14 protein-coding genes are annotated in these 22,495 nt (G+C 38.7%); 9 read left to right on the plus strand and 5 right to left on the minus strand.

Annotated features, from left to right (window positions below; translation table 11 throughout):
- The first annotated feature begins 154 nt into the window (after nucleotides 1-154).
- Complete coding sequence (locus ACG9ZL_RS04110; RefSeq protein WP_334379125.1) at nucleotides 155-3,397, plus strand: hypothetical protein; 3,243 nt, start codon at nucleotides 155-157, stop codon at nucleotides 3,395-3,397.
- 170 nt (nucleotides 3,398-3,567) lie between these two features.
- On the opposite strand, the gene ACG9ZL_RS04115 is transcribed toward ACG9ZL_RS04110, so the two are convergent.
- The 4 genes from ACG9ZL_RS04115 to ACG9ZL_RS04130 all read right to left on the minus strand — a co-directional run bounded on the left by ACG9ZL_RS04115 (nucleotide 3,568) and on the right by ACG9ZL_RS04130 (nucleotide 9,967).
- Nucleotides 3,568-4,734, minus strand: coding sequence for a hypothetical protein (locus tag ACG9ZL_RS04115; RefSeq protein ID WP_419359179.1), 1,167 nt, complete (start codon nucleotides 4,732-4,734; stop codon nucleotides 3,568-3,570).
- Nucleotides 4,735-5,444: 710 nt separating this feature from the next.
- Nucleotides 5,445-6,728 carry a ribonucleotide-diphosphate reductase subunit beta gene (locus tag ACG9ZL_RS04120; protein ID WP_004722861.1) on the minus strand — a complete coding sequence of 428 codons (1,284 nt, stop codon included), beginning with the start codon at nucleotides 6,726-6,728 and terminating at the stop codon, nucleotides 5,445-5,447.
- Between the two features lie 141 nt (nucleotides 6,729-6,869).
- The gene (locus ACG9ZL_RS04125; protein WP_004722859.1) at nucleotides 6,870-7,001 is read right to left on the minus strand and encodes a preprotein translocase subunit YajC; all 132 of its coding nucleotides are present in this window, start codon (nucleotides 6,999-7,001) and stop codon (nucleotides 6,870-6,872) included.
- 95 nt (nucleotides 7,002-7,096) lie between these two features.
- Nucleotides 7,097-9,967 carry a ribonucleoside-diphosphate reductase subunit alpha gene (locus ACG9ZL_RS04130; RefSeq protein WP_419359180.1) on the minus strand — a complete coding sequence of 957 codons (2,871 nt, stop codon included), beginning with the start codon at nucleotides 9,965-9,967 and terminating at the stop codon, nucleotides 7,097-7,099.
- Between the two features lie 555 nt (nucleotides 9,968-10,522).
- On the opposite strand from ACG9ZL_RS04130, the gene bfmR reads away from it, so the two are divergent.
- Together bfmR and bfmS are read left to right on the plus strand one after the other, a co-directional pair.
- Nucleotides 10,523-11,236 (plus strand): response regulator transcription factor BfmR, encoded by a 714-nt coding sequence (gene bfmR / locus ACG9ZL_RS04135; RefSeq protein ID WP_004722855.1) that lies wholly within the window; start codon nucleotides 10,523-10,525, stop codon nucleotides 11,234-11,236.
- 64 nt (nucleotides 11,237-11,300) lie between these two features.
- Nucleotides 11,301-12,929, plus strand: a complete 1,629-nt coding sequence (gene bfmS / locus ACG9ZL_RS04140) for a sensor histidine kinase BfmS (protein WP_419359181.1) — start codon at nucleotides 11,301-11,303, stop codon at nucleotides 12,927-12,929.
- Between the two features lie 671 nt (nucleotides 12,930-13,600).
- Here bfmS and ACG9ZL_RS04145 read toward each other — a convergent pair.
- The gene (locus ACG9ZL_RS04145) at nucleotides 13,601-13,951 is read right to left on the minus strand and encodes a hypothetical protein (RefSeq protein WP_336952954.1); all 351 of its coding nucleotides are present in this window, start codon (nucleotides 13,949-13,951) and stop codon (nucleotides 13,601-13,603) included.
- A gap of 888 nt (nucleotides 13,952-14,839) precedes the next feature.
- Between ACG9ZL_RS04145 and ACG9ZL_RS04150 the strand changes: the two genes are divergently transcribed.
- From ACG9ZL_RS04150 to nuoG, 6 genes are all read left to right on the plus strand, one after another.
- A complete protein-coding gene (locus ACG9ZL_RS04150; protein ID WP_004722844.1) occupies nucleotides 14,840-15,388 on the plus strand; it encodes an NADH-quinone oxidoreductase subunit A in 549 nt (182 codons plus the stop codon).
- Nucleotides 15,389-15,395: 7 nt separating this feature from the next.
- Nucleotides 15,396-16,073 carry a NuoB/complex I 20 kDa subunit family protein gene (locus ACG9ZL_RS04155; protein ID WP_004722842.1) on the plus strand — a complete coding sequence of 226 codons (678 nt, stop codon included), beginning with the start codon at nucleotides 15,396-15,398 and terminating at the stop codon, nucleotides 16,071-16,073.
- Nucleotides 16,074-16,159: 86 nt separating this feature from the next.
- Complete coding sequence (gene nuoC / locus ACG9ZL_RS04160) at nucleotides 16,160-17,947, plus strand: NADH-quinone oxidoreductase subunit C/D (protein WP_336952953.1); 1,788 nt, start codon at nucleotides 16,160-16,162, stop codon at nucleotides 17,945-17,947.
- A gap of 14 nt (nucleotides 17,948-17,961) precedes the next feature.
- Complete coding sequence (gene nuoE, locus ACG9ZL_RS04165; RefSeq protein ID WP_004722839.1) at nucleotides 17,962-18,471, plus strand: NADH-quinone oxidoreductase subunit NuoE; 510 nt, start codon at nucleotides 17,962-17,964, stop codon at nucleotides 18,469-18,471.
- Nucleotides 18,468-19,799, plus strand: coding sequence for an NADH-quinone oxidoreductase subunit NuoF (nuoF, locus tag ACG9ZL_RS04170; RefSeq protein WP_004722838.1), 1,332 nt, complete (start codon nucleotides 18,468-18,470; stop codon nucleotides 19,797-19,799). The genes nuoE and nuoF overlap by 4 nt, the downstream gene beginning before the upstream one ends.
- A gap of 11 nt (nucleotides 19,800-19,810) precedes the next feature.
- Nucleotides 19,811-22,495: an NADH-quinone oxidoreductase subunit NuoG gene (nuoG, locus tag ACG9ZL_RS04175; RefSeq protein ID WP_419359183.1), complete on the plus strand. Its 2,685-nt coding sequence runs from the start codon at nucleotides 19,811-19,813 to the stop codon at nucleotides 22,493-22,495.

A 22,495-nucleotide genomic window follows, 5' to 3' on the forward strand; every position in this document is an offset into this window, starting at 1 on the left:
CAATTATTTTATTATTAACGGATTGATTGGTGACCAAAAAAATTGTCACCAATCTAACTCAAAGGTGTCTATAAAATTAGTGACTATTAAATAATTGATTTAAAATCTATGTAAGATATTATAAATTAAATAAAATTTTAATATTTGGTGTGTGATGCAATATTCAAAAGAGTTTTCTGCCAAAGAGTTTTTAAAAGATAGAAGACCAGAAGAGTTTTCTAGCTCTATTGTAGTTGAATCTGGAACATTGGATCGGGTTCAGTTAGAGCATTATCTAGCTACACTTAATATACGTAGCCAAGAACTAGAATTTGAAACATTTGCAAAAAAAATATGTGAAAAGATTATTTGTCCAAATCTTTTGGAGCAAACAGGACCTGTTGCTGGTGGTGATGGAAAAACAGATACTCAAACATTTCCTGTATCATCACAGAACCAATTATTGTGGTATGAGGGGGTGAATGAGGGAGCTCACAAGGAGCGTTGGGCGTTTGCTGTAAGCACCCAAAAAGATTGGAAATCCAAGTGTAAAAAAGATGTTAAAAAAATTATCGAAACAGATAGAGGCTATTTAAAAATATTTTGTATAACCAATCAATCAATTAAAGCTGATCAAAGAAGCAAACTAGAAGATGAATTAAATAAGCAATATTCAATAGATATACGTATTTTGGATTTAAGTTGGATATTAGATCAAATTTATAAGAATCAGTTAGAGTTTCTAGCAATTGCTACACTAAGTATTCCTACATCTTATAAACGGGAAATTGAGTTAAGTGCTGATGATTATCAGAAACAAAAAGAATTAGATAGACTTAATAAGCTCATTAAAGAAACAGTGGATCCATCTAAGATTTCATTGGAGCAAGTAGATTATTTCCTAGAGGTAGCTATTTTGAGCAAGGAATTAGAATTAGCTATAATTAATACTCAGGGTCTATTTGATAGGGCTATACGAGTTGCCAAGAAGTTCGGCACATCGAATCAACAATTAGAAGCTTATTATCAGTATGCTTGGGCTGCTCATTGGTGGTTTGAAGATTATTCAATATTTGAGGATAACTTAGAGCTAACCTTTGAAAGTCTCAATGGTAATACAAACTCAGAAAGTTGGGAAAAGCTAGTAAATTTATTAACAATTTACTATGGAAGATATAGTTACTCAGACGATATACAGCGCAATGTAGATATAGACAATATTTGTCAACATACCATCAGCGTATTGGATGAGATATCAAAAGATGAAAGTCGTCCAAGTAATTCATTGATGGCATCTATTCACTTAGATTTATTACAATTAATTTTTAAATTCCAAGATGATGAATATTGCAAAGAATTATTAATAAGAACTCTGAAAAATTGTCAATTAGGAAGTAACTTAATAGGTTTTCCTTTTGAGAAATTTTTTAATCTATTTAAACAGTTAGATATAATTTTTGATAAGTATGAAGAGTACGAAGATCTTTTAGATTATTTCACTGAGCAAGCAGGTTTACGACTTAGTGAGGTCAAAACAGCGGAATTGCAACTTAACCGTGGTTTAAAGCGGTTAAAAGATAATAAGCCTTACCTAGCGATTAAATTTTTAGGTAAAGCTTTTGCAGGTTTAAATAAAAAAGAAACATATGATGAAATGGCTTATGCAAATTTATTATTATCTGAAGCATATTCAGAAGTTGGTCTTAAATGGGCAAGTAGAGGAAGTTTATTATTTTCAGCATCCCTTCTAGCGAATTATTTTCATAAAGAACAATTGATTTTACCCTCAGCTATAAAAGTGTATTGGCAACTTGCATGGAAAGAGTTGGAGTTGGGAAGGATTCCCCAATCCTTACATTGGGCAGAATTAGCCTTTTTAAGTTCAAATGCTATTGATGATAATTATATTAGTCAGGATAAAATAACTATTTTTGATGGTTGTATTGCACATTTATTATTAAATTGTTCATTGGAACAAATTAAAGAATTCGAATATTTACCTGATTTTCTAGATAAGCTTGGGTTTTTCTCTTCATATGGAGTCTTAATCTACCTTTTAGGTTATGAAGATAAATTCAAAGAAGAGTTTGAAGTTTCAGATATTGATGATCATGAAAGTACTCTTATATTGATAAGAGATGCAGATATTGAGCATCCTACATCCAAAATTTTACCGACATTAGGAAAGTCTAATTTTTACACAACAAAAGTAGCAGGATGTGAGTTTAAAGTTCATTTCCCAAATCGCTCTCCTTATATTGAATTATCAGAATCTATTTTGACTACAATCGAAAACTTTTTTTCGACAAATCCAATTGAGAATATTCTTACCAAAATTAGCTCGTTAAGCATGAATATTATCGGAGACGATGATGAAAATTGCACCATAACACATCAGTTTAATAAATCTCCGAAAGGATGGGGGGTAGATATTTTCTGTTCTTCTTTTCAATGGGAGTATTTAGATCAAAATAGGCAAAAGATATTTTTTGAATGGTCTGTCCAATTCATAATAGAATGTTTGGTTAAGGTCTATCATATTCCTGATATTGATAATTTTTTAGAATCATCTTTTAAAAATGACTTATCAATTACAAGATCAATTGCTTTTAGTACATGTTTTGGTGCGATTTATAATGTTATGGGAAGAGATGCTCATAAAAATTTCGTAGATTGCCTTAATGGTAATAAAGGAACTAGATTCGAACTAATTAGAAAATTACCATGGGATGAGAAAAATCCTAAAAATATACAAAATGAAGCTAAAAAAATCCAGATGGGGGATCAAAAAAATGCTCCAAATTTTGAAAACTTAGATTCTATACGCCATGATCAAATTGCTATTACTACTCTTATAAAACCTGAATTATGGGATGAAGCAGGATGGTACGGTTTAGCTTTTATGTGTGTCGTGGATAGCCCTCCTATTATCTGTTTGATTTTTAAGAAAGCAGGAGGGGAAAGTGTCTTTATGGATTTATACGAGCAATTAGGTCAGGTTGATAATTTGGAAAGACTTAGGTTTTCTATAATAAGGGGGATATCTAAAGATAATCCATATCATTATAGAGTTTTGATATCAGAAAATATTATGACTAATGATAAATATAAACTTATGACTATGCTTAGCCGTATTCATGAGATGACGCCCACTACTAATCAAAATTGGAGTAACTTTGAAAAAGAATATGAGAAATATGGCTCATACAAGTTAAGTTTTGGCGCATTTTTTAATGGTCAATTTTATCCATATCCAGAGTTTGAAAAGTTTTCTATTGAAAAGAAAGAGCTTATTATTAAAAATGCTTGGGAAGTTGGGGTTAATGATATCGAAAGAATAGTATTAAGACCTGATGACGAGCCTTTAATTCCAAGAGAGATTGAATATATTCCTTTTTTTGAACTTTTTGAAAAGTGAATATAAAGTTAATGGACTGCATTTAAATATGCATGAAGTGTACTAACTAGAACTTGATCTGATAGTTACCCATTTTTATTGTGCCTGTCAGATCAAGTCTCACTTAACACAATTGCCCATTTAATTGATTTCCCATGTTTTTATATTTATCATAACTTTGAACTCAGTCTTTAATAATCTTCTTTAAGGTAACTCTTTAGCCGATTTTGCACTAATTTTTCAGTTATATTCTCCTTGTAGCTAAAGTAGATAATCTCCAAACCATTCGCTTTACTGAGTTGAAGCTTTTCCTTATCCCTTTGCTTTGTCCGTTTTAACCCTTCTTCTCCACCGAACAGATCGATAGCTATATAATGTTGTTGCCCTTGGTACTCAATCGCTAAATTTAGCTCAGGGATATAGACATCAAACCTTTGTCGATTCAACCAACTTGGTGATGTTTCTCTTTGAACTGAGTATTGCGGAAATAGCAGATTGATATAGTTGAACAATAGGGTTTCATTGACCCACTTTTCGCCTATTCTTGCTACACCTTTTAAACCTCTGATGTAGTTTTCCGCATCTCTTTCACTGATACCTTCCTGTAAAGCATGTTTAGCAATATACGCACCATATCTGGCCTTAAAAGCTGAGCCATACATTTTGTGGCAATAGATTAAATCTGAATTGGTATTGGTACAGATGTGGCAAATCGAATCTTTAAAAGATTTATATTCTAACGAATGTTTAAGGTGAGTGTGTAGTATCACCTGACGAACTTGAGCTTTAGCAAGAGTATCCTTAAAACATGAGCAAAAGAAACTTTCCCCTGTTATTTTGTTATAAAAAGTTTGTCGCCATTCCCAAACACCCAATTTAGACGGTAATAACTCAATCGGTGGTGTTATTTGTGAATAGAGTTTTTTTAGTAAATCTAGTGGAATTTCGATAGAAAGAAGCCGTATTGATGTTTTGTTTTTGGTTTTCAGCTTAGTATTCTTGATTTTAAATTTTTGGGTAATGCCACCGCCATATTGGAAATCATTCAAGGTCACAAACGAAGGAACCTTGATGTCCGTAACCTCAAGATCAGTGTTTATATCACTACTCATATCGAATTCAACATAAGGTAATATCAATTTCCCCGTGTCTATATACTCTTGTAGAGATAAATGGGCATCATAATATTCAGGGTAAAATCTATGCCTTACATCCGTGATCACGATTGAATCAGGAGTGCTCAGAAAGTGTCTAATAGTTTCATATAAATCTTCAAAAACTGTTGTTTTTTTTCGTGCAAGATTTTTCAAACATAACTCTAAAAAGTGATCTTCTGAAAATTCGTATCTCAATTCCATATTATCTTCCTTACCAATTTCAAATATAACTAAAAGAATATTTAGATTGATTTTTATTAAAATTATTTAATAAAAATCAAGTAAATTACTTTCAATATTCTTGCTACTTTTAACTTCGGTTATTTATGGGAGGATTACCATTGCTTTTTATACTTATCTTTGACCTCTGATAACTCATTTTCTAACTCTATCCTGAGCTTCTTAAAGTTTTATATCACGAATAGGTTAATTAATACTACTTCTAAATGGAACTAATCAATCATTTAGAGATATGTCTTTTATGAAAAAATTTCTCATTATTTGAAAGAATTTTTTTTAACATATTCTTTAAATGAGGGTACATTTATTAATCCAAATTTCACTAATTCTAAAAATATATTCAAATTGAGTTTTCAATCTTGTAAGGTTGATGTATTAAAAAATGCTGGTAATAAAGAGCTATTCGTTAAAAGCTATCTTGATCAAAGACAAAGATTGTATTTAAAGATTTCAGAGAAAATTTGGGGAGATTTTTGGAAATAAGATTTTCTAAATGAATTCTATACACATAAGGATTTGTAATTATATTCCAAGCTTAATTTTCAATAAAAAATAGAGCCATTAGGCTCTATTTTTTTATGCTTTAGCATAGCTGATTAAATTTGTAACAATCTCGAAATATGTGTCAAAAATCTCGCATTATCTGTCATTCAGCGGTTTTGTGTCACTTTTTACCAGCTCAACGCACCACCAGTTTGATAATCAGTTACACGCGTTTCAAAGAAGTTCTTCTCTTTACGCAAGTCCATCATCTCAGACATCCACTGGAATGGGTTATTTACACCAGCAAACTGTTCAGGTAAACCTAACTGTGCCAAACGACGGTTACAGATGAATTTCAAATACTCTTCCATCATTGCTGCGTTCATACCCAATACACCACGTGGCATTGTGTCACGCGCATATTCGATTTCAAGCATGGTACCTTCAAGAATCATTTGAATGATTTCTTCTTGGAATTCAGCAGTCCACAAGTTTGGATTTTCGATCTTGATTTGGTTAATCATGTCGATACCAAAGTTCAAGTGCATAGACTCATCACGTAAGATGTATTGGAATTGCTCAGCAACACCATTCATCTTGTTACGACGACCCATAGACAAGATCTGGCTGAAACCACAGTAGAAGAAGATCCCTTCAAGTACGCAATAGAATGCGATCAAGTTACGCAATAAGATTTGATCGTTTTCAGGTGTACCTGTTTGGAAGGTTGGATCACATAAAGACTGAGTATATTTCAAGCCCCACGCTGCTTTACGAGCAACTGACGGAACTTCACGGTACATGTTGAAGACTTCGCCTTCATCCATACCTAAAGATTCGATACAGTATTGGTAAGCATGCGTGTGAATCGCTTCTTCAAATGCTTGACGCAAGATATATTGACGGCATTCAGGGTTGGTAATGTGACGGTAAATTGCCAACACTAAGTTGTTTGCAACCAAAGAATCCGCAGTAGAGAAGAAACCTAATGAACGCATCACGATGGTACGCTCATCTTCGGTTAAGCCATTTTCAGACTTCCAAAGTGCGATATCGTGGTTCATGTTAACTTCTTGTGGCATCCAGTGGTTTGCACACCCGTCTAGATACTTTTGCCAAGCCCACTCGTATTTGAATGGTACAAGTTGGTTTAAGTCAGCGCGACAGTTGATCATGGCTTTATCATCAACTTGTACACGTTGTGCACCCATTTCAAGCTCTTCTAAGCCAGGTGCAACGTCTAACTTTTCTAAGGCGTGAGATGCTCTTGCCAACGAATCGGTTGGATTTGTTGATCTTGCTGTATAGGTTCCAGCGGATTGTGTAGTTGCCACATTCTGCGATGACTGCTTTGTATCAGATACCACTTGCGAATCAGTCGTTTTTTTCTGTTCGACGGGCGCAGGCTGGTGAGCTTGTGCAGCTTGTTTCTGTTCATCATCTTCAAAATCGTCCCAACTTAGGATAGACATCGTTGTTCTCTCTTCGTTGTTAATATCTATGTTCGACATCTCACAATGGAAGATGTCACTACTATACGCTTATTCTGTGCAAGCAAAATTAAGTTTTGCCGATAGTTGTTTTGTTCTTGTTCGAAAGAACAGATATCCACACTACTTATTTTGCTTACGCTTTTGCTGCTTACGGATCGCAAAGAATGCATAGACCGCAGGCACGTAAAAAACTAAAAAGGCTAAGATCAGCACGATTACGCCTAACTCATAGTTATGACTTAAATGGAACATTTCTTCGCCTTTTATAATTTCAGATTTTTTGAATCCCCCTAAGTCCCTCTTTTAAAAGGGGGACTTTATTCCCCTTAAGGATTGGGGAGGATTACTTACTGACAAGCTTCACAATCTGGATTATCGATTGAACATGCTTGTGGTACTGGTGCTGCTTGAGCGAAACCATCTTCTTCAGCAGGCGCTTCAGGTTTAGTTTCTTGAGCAACCGCAGCCACTGGTGCAGCAACAGTTGTTGCTTTTACTGCGTTTAAAGCACCCGTGTTAATGGTTGATTTTTCCGCAGAGGTTGCACCTAATGCACGGAGGTAATAAGTGGTTTTAAGACCACGTAACCAAGCCATCTTATAAGTGATGTCTAGTTTCTTACCATTTGCACCAGCGATATAAAGGTTCAATGACTGTGCTTGGTCGATCCATTTTTGACGACGTGATGCAGCATCTACGATCCAACGTGTATCGACTTCAAATGCAGTCGCAAAAATTGCTTTTAACTCTTCAGGGATACGTGCAATTTTTTGTACTGAACCCTCAAAGTGTTTCAAGTCGTTAACCATCACAGAGTCCCAAAGACCACGATCTTTTAACGCACGTACCAAGTACGGGTTGATCACTGTAAATTCACCAGAAAGGTTAGATTTTACATAAAGGTTTTGGAAGGTCGGTTCGATAGACTGTGAAACGCCACAAATATTTGAAATGGTTGCTGTAGGGGCAATCGCCATTACATTTGAGTTACGCATACCATCTTTTTGAACTTTAGTACGTAATGTATCCCAGTCCAAACGTTGAGTGCGGTCAACTTCAAACATACGCTCTGGACGTGATTTTGCAACGATATCTAAAGAGTCGATTGGCAAGATACCTTGATCCCACAATGAACCTTTAAATGTTGAATACACACCACGTTCAACAGCAAGGTCGCTTGATGTTTGAATCGCGTAGTAGCTGATCACTTCCATTGATTCATCAGCAAAATCTACCGCTGCATCAGAACCATAACCCATACCCAATTCATATAAAGCATCTTGGAAGCCCATGATACCCATACCGACAGGGCGGTGTTTCATATTTGAATTACGTGCTTGTTCAACTGCGTAGTAGTTGATGTCAATTACGTTGTCGAGCATACGAACAGCAGTTTTAACTGTACGCGCTAATTTTTCACGGTCTAATGCGCCACCTTGAACATGTTGTACAAGGTTGATCGAACCTAAGTTACATACTGCGATTTCATCTTTATTGGTATTTAAAGTGATTTCAGTACATAAGTTAGATGAATGCACTACACCCACGTGTTGTTGTGGTGAACGTAAGTTACATACGTCTTTGAATGTGATCCAAGGATGACCTGTTTCAAACAACATCGATAACATTTTGCGCCATAAGTCTTTCGCACGGATTTTCTTATGTAGCATGTTGTTTTCTTTTGCAATGCCTTCGTAGTAAGCATAGCGCTCAGCAAATTCACCGCCAGTTAAATCATGCAAATCAGGCGTTTCAGATGGTGTGAACAGTGTCCATTCAGCATCTTCAATCACACGTTGCATAAACAAATCTGGAACCCAGTTAGCCGTGTTCATGTCATGGGTACGACGACGGTCATCACCAGTGTTTTTACGAAGCTCTAGGAATTCTTCAATGTCCAAGTGCCAAGTTTCTAGGTATGCACATACTGCACCTTTACGTTTACCACCTTGGTTTACTGCAACAGCAGTATCGTTAGCAACTTTAAGGAAAGGTACAACACCTTGTGACTTACCGTTAGTACCTTTGATATATGAGTTCAAGGCACGTACTGGTGTCCAGTCATTACCTAAACCGCCTGCCCATTTAGAAAGAAGGGCATTGTCACGCATCGCACCATAGATGTCATAAAGATCATCTTGAATGGTGGTTAAGTAACAGCTTGACAATTGTGGACGTAATGTACCTGAGTTAAACAGGGTCGGTGTAGACGCCATATAATCGAAGCTAGACAATAAGTCATAGAACTCGATTGCACGATCTTCACGCTGTTCTTCATTTAATGCAAGTCCCATTGAAACACGCATAAAGAACAATTGCGGAAGTTCGAAACGTACATCATTTGAGTGAATGAAGTAACGGTCAAATAAAGTCTGTAAACCTAAATAGGTAAATTGGTTTGAGCGTTCTGGTTTGATTGCAGCTGCCAATTTTGCAAGGTCAAAGTTTAAAAGCTCAGGAGAGAGAAGCTCAAGCTCGATACCTTTGTTTAAATAAGTTTCGAGCGCATCGCCTTCGATAGTATCTGTCGCTAAACCTAAGAATTTTAAACCTGTCGCAACCAAGTCATCACGTAATAGACGTGCAGTTACATAAGTATAGTTTGGTTCTTGTTCGATACGGGTACGTGTCGCCATCATCATCGTGGTTGAGATGTCTGACTGTTTTACACCGTTATATAAGTTTTTAACTGTTTCATCGACAATGGCTTGAACATTGATGCCTTCTAAGCCTTCACTTGCTTTTTCAATCGTGGCTTGAAGTTTGCTCAAATCTAGAGGCTGAAGCTGACCGTTCGCATCTGTGATTTGTAAGGTTGGGTGATGATGAGCACCAGTTTGTTTACGTGCATCAGAACGTTGTTCACGATAGATTACATATGCACGTGCAACTTTTTGTTCACCTGTACGCATAAGCGCCAATTCAACTTGGTCTTGAATTTCTTCAATATGAATTGTTCCGCCAGAAGGTAAACGACGATTAAAAGTATTCATCACCATCTCTGTTAGCTGAGTGATGCGATCATGAATACGGCTTGAATCTGCACTTTGTTGACCTTCTACAGCCAAAAAAGCTTTACCAATTGCTACAGAGATTTTATCTGCATCAAAAGCGGCAACATCACCAGTGCGTTTAATCACTTGTAGTTGACCTGGGGTTGTAATGGCGTTCATTGTCAGCGTAGCTCCATTGTCATCATTGTTATGTTTATGGACCATTTGAATCGTACAAACTGCAAAATTTGTTGTCACGATGTTTGAGGACTAAACACAATACTTAGTGGTTTAATTTAATTTAGAACACAAGATACGGTAATTTTAAGGGTAGATCAATATTGACATTTCAAGAATATTTTATCCGTGAAAAGTAAATTTTTATTTGCATCTTTTTGCCTCAAAGTGTCATTTTTGTTATATGCCTTATGAGACAAGCACATAGCATAGCAAAGACTCAGTAGAGTGCTTATAGATAAGTGTGTGGATAACTAAAAAAACGATAAACTGATGAGACAGAATATGAACAATGAAATATTTTGTATAAAAATTAGTCCAGCTATTGATTGTCTTAGAGAAATTTAAAAATGATGTGTATTGAATTTATAAAACTGCCTACAATTCAATAGTTAATAAAAATATAACAAATTGATACGCTCATGTATCAGTTTGGTGAATGAGGTCTTGTTTACATTGTAAACGTGTGTATATTGCAAAACATAGTGTGTTGAATCTGCGAGCTTTGTAGCAGACTCCAAAATCAAATATAGGGGCAAATAGATGAGCCAAGAAGAAAAGTTACCAAAGATTCTGATTGTTGAAGATGACGAGCGCCTAGCTCGCTTAACTCAGGAATACTTAATTCGTAATGGATTAGAAGTTGGGGTAGAACCAGATGGTAACCGTGCGATTCGCCGCATTATTGCTGAACAACCAGACTTGGTTGTATTGGATGTGATGTTGCCGGGTGCAGATGGTTTAACCGTTTGTCGTGAAGTTCGTCCACATTATCATCAACCGATTTTGATGTTGACTGCACGTACCGAAGATATGGACCAAGTTCTTGGTCTAGAAATGGGTGCAGATGACTACGTTGCAAAACCTGTTCAACCGCGTGTACTGCTTGCGCGTATCCGTGCGCTATTACGTCGTACAGATAAAGCGCCTGAAGATGAAGTTGCACAACGTATTGAATTTGACGATCTTGTGATCGACAATGGCGGTCGTTCAGTGACACTCAATGGTGAGTTGGTTGACTTCACCAGTGCTGAATATGATTTACTTTGGTTGTTGGCATCCAATGCAGGCCGTATCTTATCGCGTGAAGACATCTTTGAACGTCTCCGTGGTATTGAATATGATGGTCAAGACCGTTCGATTGACGTACGTATTTCACGTATTCGTCCAAAAATTGGTGATGATCCTGAAAACCCGAAACGTATTAAAACTGTACGTAGTAAAGGTTATTTGTTTGTTAAAGAGACTGGTTTATAAACGATGGGTCGGTCATCCAAGATGCTTGTCCATCACCGGACAAGCATAAAGAAGGTTAGTTTGCGTGTCTAAACACAGTATATTTTTGCGCATCTATGCAGGATTAGTCATTCTTGTTGTGTTGGTTGCCTTGTTTGGATATTTACTTGTCCAAATAATTAATTATCAACGTGCGCAGGAATATCGTGAGTCTCTCACAGATGGAATTTCATTTGTGATTAGTGAGGGTGTGGCACGTCAGCAAACTGAGCAGCAGCGTCTAGATTGGATTTCAGATGCTTCTGATTTGTTAGAGCTTCCCATTTATTATCTCGAAGCAAGAAAGGTTGATTTATCTCGTACTGAAGAAAAACGCATAGAAAATCAAAAAGCGGTGGTGCGTTATGATGCAGAACAAGGGATTGCTTATCTAGTTTTAGGGATCAGAAACGATCCAAAGCATTATTTATATATCAAAGTCGACCAAATCGGCGAACGCCAAATGAAGGCGCTTCCTGTGTTCATTCTGGATTATTTGGTTTATTATCCCGGTCAAGAACAAGAATATCTTAAAAAAATTCAACAACATTTTTCCTATCATGTAGGTGTTGAAAAGATTTCTCAGCTCAATCTCGATTCAGAGCAAATTGGACGTTTAAGATCAGATCAAAGTGTAATTTTATGGCGTGACAGTGCAACTGTACGTGGTACAACCATTTCGATTGTTTCTCCATTGTCAAATTCGCCTACAGATGTCTTGGTGCTGGGACCTGTTCCAATGTTTAACTGGATGCCTGTTAAATTGGCTGCTGGAATAACATTGTTGAGTATGTTCTTGCTGTGTTTGGGGGTTTATGGCTTGATTGTGCCAATGCAACGCAAGTTGAAACAGGTGAATGAAGCCTTGGATGTGATGAGAACAGGGGATATGTCGCAACGTGTACCTGTTGAAGGTTATGACGAGATGGCAAGTCTGGCCACCAGTTATAACAGCATGTCTGATCATATACAGCGTTTGATTGAAGCACAGCGTGAGTTAATGCGTGCCGTATCGCATGAGTTACGTACACCTGTAGCGCGAATCCGTTTTGGTATGGAAATGCTGGCAGACGAAGATGACCATGAGTATCGTTTGCAACAGGTCGAGATGATTGATAAAGACATCGAAGCGTTAAATACACTGATTGATGAAATCATGACTTATGCGAAATTAGAGCAAGGTACACCTTCTTTAGATTTTGAAAAAATTGTATTGATTGATGTATTAAAGCAGGTTGCAGTAGAAACAGAAGCATTAAAAACCCAAAAGATTATCCACCTCAACCCACTTTCATCTGATGTGATTGTCGATGCAGAACGTCGTTATTTACATCGAGTTGTACAAAACTTGGTGGGGAATGCGATACGTTATTGTGATCATCAGGTCAATATTAGTGGTGGTGTTAATCACCAGACTAGTATGGCTTATGTCTGTGTGGAAGATGATGGCCCTGGGATTCCAGAGGAAGACCGTAAACGTGTATTTGAGGCATTTGCACGTTTAGATGATAGCCGTACCCGTGCTTCAGGTGGTTATGGTTTAGGACTTTCAATTGTGAGTCGTATTGCGTATTGGTTTGGTGGGACGATTGAAGTTGATCAAAGCTCAGATTTGGGTGGTGCAAGATTTACCATGTCTTGGCCGGTAGAGCGCTTTAAAAAGAAAAAAGTTTAGACGTTAAATCGTGCCATTAAAATATATGATTAAGATCCATTCGATTTATTTTATCAGTCATCTTTAAAGCCATCATTTAAGATAAAACCACTTTCATCCTTTCCTTTATTCAGAGGAAGGGATGGGGCTTTCAATATGATTTAATTTCCTATAATTATTTTTGATTTATAGTTAAACCACCTAATTATTTATACCAGTGATTTTTATCGGCTGATTGATCAGAAATGAAGCTTATGTTTTTGTATATACTTTTAGAAACTATTGGTTATCAATTGGTTTGCTGTACTTTTGAATCATAGATGGTTGTTCTATCGTGTGGCGACATGGATGTCTCTCCTTGTGCCGAGGAATACGGGGGGGGGTATAGGATGAACCCCTTGCTTATGAGCAAAAACAAAGCACTGCTTTGTTTGTGGCGTAAGGTTTGGCATCCCCTACGCAAAGGTATTTAAACTTTGAATGTAATATGAGGTATTGCAAGCTTTTTTATAATTAAAAAATTTTTTATGTAATTGATTTATTTAGAAAATATTAATTAATAGAAATTCTATTCTAGTGCTTGAGTTTTTTGACAGGCTGACTATATAAAAAAATCTATTATTAAACTCAATAAAAAAACCACCGAAAATTTTCGGTGGTTTTTTATGTCTGGCTGTTGCTCAGTCTAGATCCTATTGTTGAAGCGTTGCATCAGGCGCAATGATTGGCTTGCTGTCTCGCAATGCTTGTAATGCATCATGATTAAAATCAATCAATAAGCTGTTTTGTTCAGCGTCAATTTTATAACTGCTAATGATTTTTTGATCACCTTGAATGGTGTCAATACGATATTCATCCGCGATATTTAAAATCCCTTCTAGATTTGTCGTGGTTGCGGCAAGATCTTGGCGGAAAAGCTCATACACATCTCTTAGATCAAAAATGGCATTTTGTGCATCAACGTGTTTTTTGACATAATTTTCAATATGACGAATCAGTAATTGTGCAAATAAAAAATAGTTTGGCTTGCTGCTGAATTCCATCTTGTTTTACCCCTAAATTTTTGATTTAAAGTTGTTCATATTGAATAGCATATACATAAAAGTGGTTCAATGTGTATAGGCTCTGTAGACAATTCGTCTAAGTTTGCGACAACGAACACCTTTTTCTATAATTGGGTGCTAAATATACAATTTACTGATTTAAGCGACGATAAGTTATTCACCTTTCAACTGGCTTTAGTTTTGGAAAACTTGGGTTTGTTGTATATGCGAAAAATGACATGATCGACAGTGCTGACTGTTTTGAAAATTCAAATCAGAAAATCATAAGAGGGCACAAGGTAGGTCAAAAGTAGGCATTGGGCATTTGGCGTTGGATGGTTTAAAGCGGGTTATTTCATTGAAATAAGTTAGTTTTGATAATAGTGAAGTATAAAAAATTATAAATAACTTTGTAATATTTAAAAATTATCACAATAAGATAATTTTTATCACTTGATTGATCTAATGTGACTATTTTACCACATAGAATGTAACAAAATATTTTAGATGGTAAATCCTTATATTTGTAGAAATTAGCCAATTAAATCGCAGAAATACATGCATAAATCATGGCTTTTACTTGGGCTGAATCGGATTAAGCTACTGATTTGTCATTTTTAATTCATGATTAAAAAATAAACTTCGGAAAAACTAATAAGAATAGGGATAGAAATTTGATAAAACGATAAGTCAGCGCTGTATCGCTGTGAATCAGGAAAAAATATGGTTTTTGTCTAAAAAATCATCCGAAAGACTTAGAGCTATTAACTAGCAACAGATGACATCAATCGGGTACAATTGACCAGATTTATTTTGTGTTTGGTGTATTTGCAAGGCCAATACATACATTCTTTGTTAAATAATAGGCCTGCCAGGAGTTATCCCCGCATGAGTGCCATTACTCCATACGATTGGGCAATCATTGCCTTCGTGATCGGCGTGACATTTTTATGTGTCTTTATGCTCACCGTTCCTTTGCTCCTTGGGGGTAAATCATGGGGACGTGCGAAGCAAGAGCAATTTGAATCAGGTGTGGTTAGTGCTGGTGGTGCACGTATCCGCTTGTCTGCGAAGTTCTACCTTGTTGCAATCTTCTTTGTTGTATTCGATTTGGAAGCCCTCTATTTATATGCATGGGCGACATCTGTACGTGAAGTAGGTTGGGTTGGGTTTTCAGCTGCAGCTGTATTTATTTTAGTTTTACTCGTTGGTTTGATTTATGAATTATCTACAGGTGCATTGAACTGGTCACCTTCAGATAAACGTAAAATCGCAGGGATTAAACCTAAAATTGGTTCACCAAATATGGACCTTGCAGAAATTACTCGCTTCAATTCAATTGAAGAGTTGGTGATGGATCCTACAGGAACTATTCCAGCTCAATCTTCTGGTCGTGTGAAAGATAAAACACCGACCATGTCTCTGAACAAGGAGTAACTCGGGAATGAAATATACTTTAACCCGTGCGAATCCAGAAGCTGAACAATATCCGCTTCAAGATCGTCAAATTGTGACAGATCCACTTGAAGAAGAAGTGAATAAAAATGTGTTCATGACTCGCTTAGAGGATGTGGTACACACAGCTGTAAACTGGGGCCGTAAAAACTCAATATGGCCTTTTAACTTTGGTACATCTTGCTGCTACGTTGAATATGCAACCACGTTAACCGGTGTGCATGACTTGTCACGCTTTGGTGCCGAGGTTATTCGTGCTTCGCCACGTCAGGCAGATTTGATGATTGTTGCAGGGACTTGCTTTGTTAAAATGGCGCCTGTAATTCAACGTTTGTATGAACAAATGCTTGAGCCTAAATGGGTGATTTCAATGGGTGCTTGTGCAAACTCTGGTGGTATGTACGACATCTATTCTGTTGTACAAGGTGTGGATAAAATCATTCCTGTTGACGTGTACGTTCCAGGTTGCCCACCACGTCCAGAAGCATTGATTCAAGCCTTGATGTTATTGCAAGACCAAATTCAATTAGAACGTCGTCCGCTCTCTGCGGTAATCGGTGATGATCTTCAGCCAGTGTATAAGCCAAAGATGATGCCAGAACGCGACCGTAAGAACGCTGAACGTATTGCAGTGAAAAACTTACGCTCTATGGATGAAATTGAGTAATTTTTTCTGATGAATATTTGACATATCTGATGGATATGGTCATCAGGGAATTTGACAGAATTTGTATTAAATAGGAAGCCAAGCCAATGGCTGAAACTGAAATTGCTATGCCAGAATCGACTCCAGTTGATTCCCGCCCAGCATTTGCAATTGTAGAAGATCTCAAAGCCAAATTTGGCGAGAACTTTTACGTGCAACCGACGTTTGAAGATTTTCCGACGGTCTGGGTTGAGCGCGCACGTGTACAAGAAGTTCTAATGTACTTGCGTAAAGTACCACGTCCTTATGTGATGCTGTTTGACTTATCTGCGGTCGATGAACGTTTGCGTAACAACCGTGATGGTTTACCTGCATCTGATTTCACAGTGTTCTATCACTTACTTTCATTAGAACGTAATAGTGATATTCGTATCAAAGTGGCGTTGAGTGAGAACGATATTAACGTTCCAACGGCGACCAATATTTGGCCAAATGCCAATTGGTACGAGCGTGAAGCTTACGATATGTTTGGGATCAATTTCGAAGGGCATCCAATGCTTCGTCGTATCTTGTTGCCAACCTATTGGGAAGGTCATCCACTGCGTAAAGAATATTCTGCACGTGCGACTGAATATACACCGTATATGCAAGACAAGGCTAAACAAGATTTCGAACAAGAACATCTTCGTTTCGTTCCAGAAGATTGGGGTCTAACACGCGGTAACGCGGATGAAGACTTTATGTTCTTGAACTTAGGTCCTAACCATCCATCTGCGCATGGTGCATTCCGTGTGATTTTGCAGCTTGATGGCGAAGAAGTGAAAGATTGTGTGCCTGATATTGGCTATCACCACCGTGGTGTGGAAAAGATGGCTGAACGTCAAACTTGGCATTCATTTATTCCATATACAGACCGCGTTGACTACTTAGGTGGTTGTGCGCAAAACATGCCTTATGTCATGGGTGTTGAACAACTTGCAGGGATTACCGTTCCTGATCGTGCACAATGTATCCGTGTCATGATGTCTGAATTATTCCGTATCAATAACCATTTATTGTATATCGGTACTGCGATTCAGGATGCTGGTGGTATGACACCAGTATTCTATATGTTTGCGGATCGTCAAAAAATCTATGACGCAATTGAAGCGATCACAGGTTTCCGTATGCACCCAGCATGGTTCCGTATTGGCGGGACAGCACATGACCTTCCAAACAACTGGCAAAAACTGATTCGTGAAATTCTCGAATGGATGCCAAAACGTTTGAAGGAATATCATACTGCTGCGCTGAAAAACTCAGTATTTGTGGGGCGTACCCGTAATGTTGCGCAATACGATGCTAAATCGGCATTGGCTTGGGGTGTAACAGGTACAGGTTTACGCGCAACAGGTATTGATTTTGATGTTCGTAAATATCGTCCATACAGTGGTTATGAAAATTACGACTTTGAAGTGCCGTTAGAGTATGAAGGCGATGCTTACGCACGTGTGATGGTTCACTATCGCGAAATTGAAGAGTCATTAAAAATCGTCAAACAGTGTTTGGATAATATGCCTTCTGGTCCTTATAAAGCGGATCATCCATTGGCAGTTCCACCACCAAAAGATAAGACTTTACAAGATATTGAAACTTTGATTACGCATTTCTTGAGCGTGTCATGGGGTCCTGTAATGCCAGCTGGTGAAGCCTCTGTAATGGCAGAAGTGGTGAAAGGTGCATCTAACTATTACTTGACTTCAGATAAGTCAACGATGAGTTACCGTACACGTATTCGTACACCTACTTTTACCCACTTGCAGCAAATTCCTTCCGTGATTAACGGCAGTCTTGTATCTGACTTGATCATTTATTTAGCGACAATTGACGTCGTTATGGCTGACGTGGATCGCTAAGGGGTAAACGCATTATGATGATTTTGACTGATAAAAAGCCACGTGTGAATGTTGAAGGGATTCTGACTAGCGAAGAAATCCATGAAATTGAACATCACATGGGTCACTACCCATACCCACGCGCAGCGTCTTTGGATGCTTTAAAGTGTGTACAGCGCCGTAATGGTTGGGTGGATGACGCGCAGTTACATGCAATTGCTCAATTATTGACAATTACAACTGCGGATTTAGAAGGTGTTGCAACATTCTATAACCGTATATACCGTCAGCCTGTAGGTCGTCACGTAATTTTATTATGTGATTCGATTGCATGTTTCTTGATGGGTGCGGAAACTTTAGCAGAAGCTTTCCAACGTGAACTGGGTATCCAATTTGGTCAAACGACAGCTGATGGTCGTTTTACTTTATTGCCGATCTGCTGTCTAGGGAACTGTGACAAAGGTCCAACCCTGATGATTGATGAAGATACACACGGTTTGGTTGAAGTGACTTCTGTGAAACAGTTATTGGAGAAGTATGTATGAATACCGAACCAAGACCAATTTATGGCGAAGGAAACCCTGAAACTCACCCATTAACATGGCGTTTGAGTAAACAGGAATTTGTTCGTAGTGCTGATGACTATGAAGCTTTAGAAGGCTATGCAGGCTTTAAAAAAGCGCTTTCTATGCCACCTAAAGACGTTCTTGAAGTCATTAAAGCAGCGACTGTAAAAGGTCGTGGTGGTGCAGGTTTCCCAGCAGGGATTAAATGGTCATTGATGGCACCCAATGATGGTGGTCCTCGTTACCTAATCTGTAATGCCGATGAAATGGAACCGGGAACATTCAAAGACCGTTTATTGATGGAAAAACTTCCACATCAATTGATCGAAGGGATGTTGATTGCAGGTTATACCCTCGAAGCGACTCAGGGTTATATCTTCATTCGCGGTGAATACATTGAAGCTGCACAATACTTAAATGAAGCTTTAGAACAAGTGCGTGCTAAAGGTTATTTGGGTGACAACATCTTAGGCACAGGTTGGAATTTTGACCTGCATGTGCATACCGGCGCGGGTCGTTATATCTGTGGTGAAGAAACTGCATTGATTAACTCACTCGAAGGTCGTCGTGCAAACCCACGTACTAAGCCGCCATTCCCACAAGTTGCAGGTGCATGGGGCCGTCCGACTATCGTAAACAACGTAGAAACCTATAACAACTTACCAGCAATTATGTTGCGTGGGCCTGAGTGGTATATCGGTTTGTCTGCGGGTAAATCTAAAGATCCAGGCACTAAAATTTATGGTGCATCAGGTAAAGTGACTTTCCCTGGTCTTTGGGAATTACCGTTTGGTACGACTGCACGTGAAGTGATTGAAGACTATGCTGGCGGTATGCGCGATGGTCTTAAACTGAAAGCATGGTTACCGGGTGGGGCATCGACTGACTTCTTGGCTGCTGAACACATTGATCTTCCAATGGATTCAGAAAGCATTATGAAAGCAGGTTCTCGTCTAGGTACATGTTTGTTAATGGTCGTTGATGAAACCCAGTGTATGGTTTCTGCAACGCGTAACTTAGAAGAATTCTTTGCACGTGAATCATGTGGATTCTGTACGCCATGCCGTGATGGTTTACCTTGGGCGGTCAAAGCACTTGTCGCAATTGAGAAAGGTGAAGGGAAGATGGAAGACATTCAACATCTTCAAGAACTGACTCGCAAATTGTGGATTGGTAAAACATTCTGTGCTCACGCACCAGGTGCGATGGAACCATTGATGGGTGCACTCAAATATTTCCGTAGCGAGTTTGAAGCTAAAGTGACAGATCGTCCTGTAGCCCAAGCCAGCCACGTAGAACAAGTTTAAGGAATTCGACTATGGCTACAATTCATGTCGATGGAAAATCGTATGAAGTCAATGGCTCGGAAAACTTGCTACAAGCATGTTTGAGTCTTGGCATCGACATCCCATATTTTTGTTGGCATCCAGCTTTAGGTTCTGTCGGTTCTTGCCGTCAATGTGCTGTTACTCAATATGCGAATCCAGAAGATACTCGTGGTCGCTTAGTAATGTCATGTATGACTCCTGCATCTGACAATACCTTTATTTCGATTGAAGACAAAGAAGCAAAAGATTTCCGTGAATCGATTGTGGAATTCTTAATGACCAACCACCCACACGACTGTCCAGTCTGTGAAGAGGGTGGTCACTGTCATTTACAAGATATGACAGTAATGACGCAACATGATCGTCGTCGTTATCGTTTTACCAAACGTACGCATCACAACCAAGAGTTGGGTTCTTTCATTGCACATGAGATGAACCGTTGTATCGCATGTTACCGTTGTGTTCGTTACTACAACGATTATGCCGGTGGTACAGACTTTGGTGTTTATGCCAATGCATCACGTGTCTACTTCGGTCGTCCAGAATCAGGCACTTTAGAGTCTGAGTTCTCTGGTAACTTGACTGAAGTGTGCCCAACAGGTGTATTTACCGATAAAACTCATTCAGCACGTTATAACCGTAAGTGGGACATGCAGTATGCGCCTAGCGTATGCCAAGGCTGTTCTTCTGGTTGTAACATCTCTCCGGGTGAGCGTTATGGCGAATTACGTCGTGTAGAAAACCGTTTCAATGGTGACGTTAACCAATATTTCCTTTGCGATAAAGGTCGTTTTGGTACGGGTTATGTGAACCGTGAAGATCGTCCACGTCAGCCGCAATTCCGTGCTGCAACAGAAGTTAAAACTGTTTCTGTTGATGTGGCACTGGATTCAGTGATTGAAAATGTTCAAGGCAAAAAAGTCTTGGGTATTGGTTCTCCACGTGCATCATTAGAATCAAACTACGCGTTGCGTGAGTTGGTTGGCCAAGAAAATTATTCAACAGGTCTTTCTCAAAAAGAACAGAGCTTGGTTGAACTTGCTGCATCGATTATGCAAGCTGAGGGCGTTTACAACCCGAGTATGCGTGAAATCGAAAGCTATGATGCAGTCTTGATCTTGGGTGAAGACTTAACACAAACTGCACCACGTATGGCATTGTCTGTTCGCCAAGCTGCGAAAAATAAAGCCAAACAAATGGCTGCAGACCGCCGTACCCAAGATTGGTTAGCTGAACCGGTAAAACGTATTGGTCAGGATGCAAATTCTCCAATCTATATCTTGGCTGCAACACAAACACGTTTAGCTGATATTGCTGAGGGTGAAGTTGTTGCTTCTCCAAATGATATTGCACGTTTAGGTTTTGCGATTGCTGCCGGTGTAAACGGTGATGCGATTCTTGGTTTAGATGATGATGCTAAAGCATTTGCACAAACCATTGCGGATACGTTAAAAGCTGCGAAAAAACCATTAATCATCTCGGGTACGAGCTTACAAGATGCTGCCATCATGGAAGCTGCTGCACAAGTTGCACAAAACCTAGGTGGAAATGCCGGCTTAACCTTGACAGTTCCAGAAGTGAACTCGATGGGTATGGCTTTGTTTGGTGGTTTAAGCTTAGAACAAGCATTTGCTCAAGATTATGAGTCAATCATTATCGTTGAAAATGATTTGTTCCGCCGTTTACCTGCTGTACAAGTTCAGGCTGCTCTAGACAAAGCGCAAAGTGTGATTGTGCTTGATCACTCTGAAACTGAAACCGTAAAAGCGGCTGATGTCGTCTTGTCTGCTGCAAGCTTTGCAGAAGGCGATGGGACAGTGGTCAGCCAAGAAGGTCGTGCGCAACGCTTCTATCAAGTTTATGACCCAAGCTATTACAAACCAGAATATGCCATCAAAGAATCTTGGCGCTGGTTACATGCCATTGAAACGGGTGTGAAAGGTAAAGCGATCTCATGGACATTGCTTGATGATGTAATTGAGTCTGTGGTCAAAAATGTTCCAGTTCTTGAAGCAATTCAAGATGTTGCACCTGATGCGGGTTACCGTGTTCATGGCTTGAAAATTGCTCGTGAACCACGTCGTTATTCAGGTCGTACTGCAATGCGTGCACCATTAAACGTACATGAACCGAAACAACCTGTCGATGTCGATTCCGCATTAACATTCTCTATGGAAGGTTATGTTGGACCGCAAAATGCATCGTCATTGGTTCCATTTGCATGGGCACCGGGTTGGAACTCACCACAAGCTTGGAATAAATACCAGGATGAAGTGGGTGGTCACCTTAAAGGTGGTGATTCAGGCGTCCGTTTATTTGATCGCTTAGTAAAACGTCCTGCACGTAGCTATGTGGCGCCAACTGCGGTTGTGGCAAATCCAGAGAGTTTCCGTCTAGTTCCAATGCATCATATTTTCGCTTCAGGTGAATTTACGATTAAAACGCCGGTGATGGAATCGCGTATTCCAGAAGCGACTTTTGCCGTGGGCGAGCAAGATGCAGCACGTTTAAATGTTCAAGATGGTCAACAACTGACAGTTAAAGCAGGCGAAACGACGATTAGTCTTCCTGTGCATGTAATTGAATATTTACCAACAGGTTATATCGGTTATCCAGTCGGCCAAGCACCAACAGTTTCACTTGCTGAACCTGTATCTGTAACGGTAGGAGTGTAA

Source organism: Acinetobacter legionensis (genome assembly GCF_048551735.1).
In the GTDB taxonomy this organism is placed as follows: domain Bacteria; phylum Pseudomonadota; class Gammaproteobacteria; order Pseudomonadales; family Moraxellaceae; genus Acinetobacter.